This window comes from Streptomyces sp. NPDC058665, from assembly GCF_042714995.1.
Lineage (GTDB): Bacteria > Actinomycetota > Actinomycetes > Streptomycetales > Streptomycetaceae > Streptomyces.
The window spans coordinates 1-1,920 of sequence record NZ_JBHXRX010000143.1 but is presented as its reverse complement, the minus strand read 5'-3'; the positions used below and the strand labels follow the sequence as shown (position 1 = coordinate 1,920).

The following is a 1,920-nucleotide window of genomic DNA, read 5'->3' as shown; positions in this document are numbered from 1 at the left end:
GTAAGCGCCGCCTCGCTGCCGCCCGTCATCTCCTCGCCGTCGACCATGACCCGCCCGCTGTCGGGACGGTCGAGACCCGCCGCGCACTGGAGGAGAGTGGACTTGCCGGAGCCGGAGGGCCCCATGACGGCGGTGAAAGAACCGGTGGAAAGGCTCAGGGACACGCTGTCGAGAGCGGTCACGGCGTTCTCGGCCGTGCCGTAGACCTTCGCGACCTTGACCAGGCGCAGAGCTTCCTGGCTCCTGGCCCCTCCGGTCGTACTCCTACGACGAAACATGGTCTTTCCTTCCCCTGGGACACGTTCTGTGCCACGAGTGAGAAGTTACGCGGCGCCGGACGCGGGCACATTGGGCGTACGACCCAGGTCTGGGGTGTTGCTGGGTACACCCCTACCGCGTACCGAGGGCCGTGCCGGGGCAGCGGTGGGCGGGCCCGCGGGCCTGGCGACCCGCTGTGACCCACGGGTAGGTTGACCGGCGACGGTGAGCGGCGCCGTGAGGGAGTGTGTTCTGTGTCGGGTTGGCTGTTCCCTCTCGGGTTCGCCGTTGTCGGCGCCGTGGTCTTCACGATCGGATTCGTGGGCTTCTGGCGGATCTTCGCCCTGCGGCGCGACGGAGTACGGGCGGCGGGCTGGGTGGTCCGGCTGGAGACGACATCCAGCGGGCAGGGCGACCGGATCCACCGCCCGGTCGTCGGGTGGGTCACCGGCGACGGCCGCCGGATGGAGGTGGAGTCGCCGTACGGGCGGTCATGGGTGGGCAGGTTCAAGCCCGGAACGCCCGTCCGGATCCGCTACGACCCGCGGCGGCCGGAACGGATGCGGATAGAGGGCTACGGGCACGGCGCGCAGTGGGCGTTCATGCTGGTCGGCATCGGGTTCATGGCCGGCGGGATCTCCGTGGCGGCCCGGCTGGCGATGTGACGGGACCCGTAGTCCCCAAGTCCCCAAGAGGCTCCGAAGGCACGGCAGTAGCATGGAAAATCGGCCAACACCGTCGTCGTACCGAGGAAAGGTAGGTGACGCGCCGTGCGAGTGCTCTGGTTGTACGCCCACCCTGATCCGCGCTCCCTGAACGGCGCGCTGCGCGACGAGGGAGTCGCCGTGCTCCGTGAACACGGCCACGAGGTGGTCGAGTCGGACCTGTACGCCATGGAGTGGAACCCGGTGGTGGGCCACGGCGACTTCCACCACGACCCCGGCGAACGGCTCGACGTCCTCGACGAGTCCCAGTACGCGCTGGAGAACGGCACGCTCAGCGAGGACATCCGCCGGGAGCAGGAGAAGCTTCTGTGGGCGGACACCCTCGTTGTGCAGTTCCCGCTCTGGTGGTTCGGGCCGCCGGCGATCCTCAAGGGCTGGTTCGACCGGCTGTTCATCCAGGGCTTCGCCCAGGGCGTGCTCGACCCGGAGACCGGCAGGGCCCAGCGGTACGGCAGCGGCGGACTCGTCGGCAGGCGCGCCCTGGTGCTGACGACGGTCGGAGCCAACGCGGCGACGACCGGACCGCGCGGTATTCACGGCGACATCAACGAGGTGCTGTTCCCGCTGCTGCACGGCACGTTGTGGTATCCCGGCATGACCGTGGTGCCGCCACTCGTCGTCAACGGCGCGGTCAGACTCTCCGACGCGGAGTACAAGACGGCCCTCGGCCGACTGCGGCAGAGGCTCCTGACGATTCCCGACACCGAGCCGATCCCGTACCGCAGTCAGAACGGCGGCGACTACGACGAGCATCTGATCCTGCGCCCGGACCGGGCACCGGGCGAGGAAGGCATCCATATCCACTACGTCACCGGCGCGCTGGACGAGCGGTGCGAGCGCACCGGCGGCGCGGACGAGGCCGACCGGTAGCGCGCGGGCGACAGCGACTGGGTCCGGACAGGACCGAGGGGTGGCACCGCCGTCACCGGCGGTGCCA

General features: G+C 69.7%; 3 protein-coding genes. 2 read left to right on the top strand and 1 reads right to left on the bottom strand.

What is annotated here, in order from left to right:
• Window positions 1–278: ATP-binding cassette domain-containing protein (locus ACFWV8_RS38305; RefSeq protein ID WP_384215098.1), on the bottom strand; the 278-nt coding region annotated here is incomplete at its 3' end.
• Between the two features lie 234 nt (window positions 279–512).
• Between ACFWV8_RS38305 and ACFWV8_RS38300 the strand changes: the two genes are divergently transcribed.
• Both ACFWV8_RS38300 and ACFWV8_RS38295 read left to right on the top strand, forming a co-directional pair.
• Entirely contained in the window at window positions 513–923 is a 411-nt protein-coding gene (locus ACFWV8_RS38300) for a DUF3592 domain-containing protein (RefSeq protein ID WP_384215097.1), read from the top strand.
• Window positions 924–1,028: 105 nt separating this feature from the next.
• Window positions 1,029–1,853 carry an NAD(P)H-dependent oxidoreductase gene (locus ACFWV8_RS38295; RefSeq protein ID WP_384215096.1) on the top strand — a complete coding sequence of 275 codons (825 nt, stop codon included), beginning with the start codon at window positions 1,029–1,031 and terminating at the stop codon, window positions 1,851–1,853.
• Window positions 1,854–1,920: the final 67 nt, after the last annotated feature.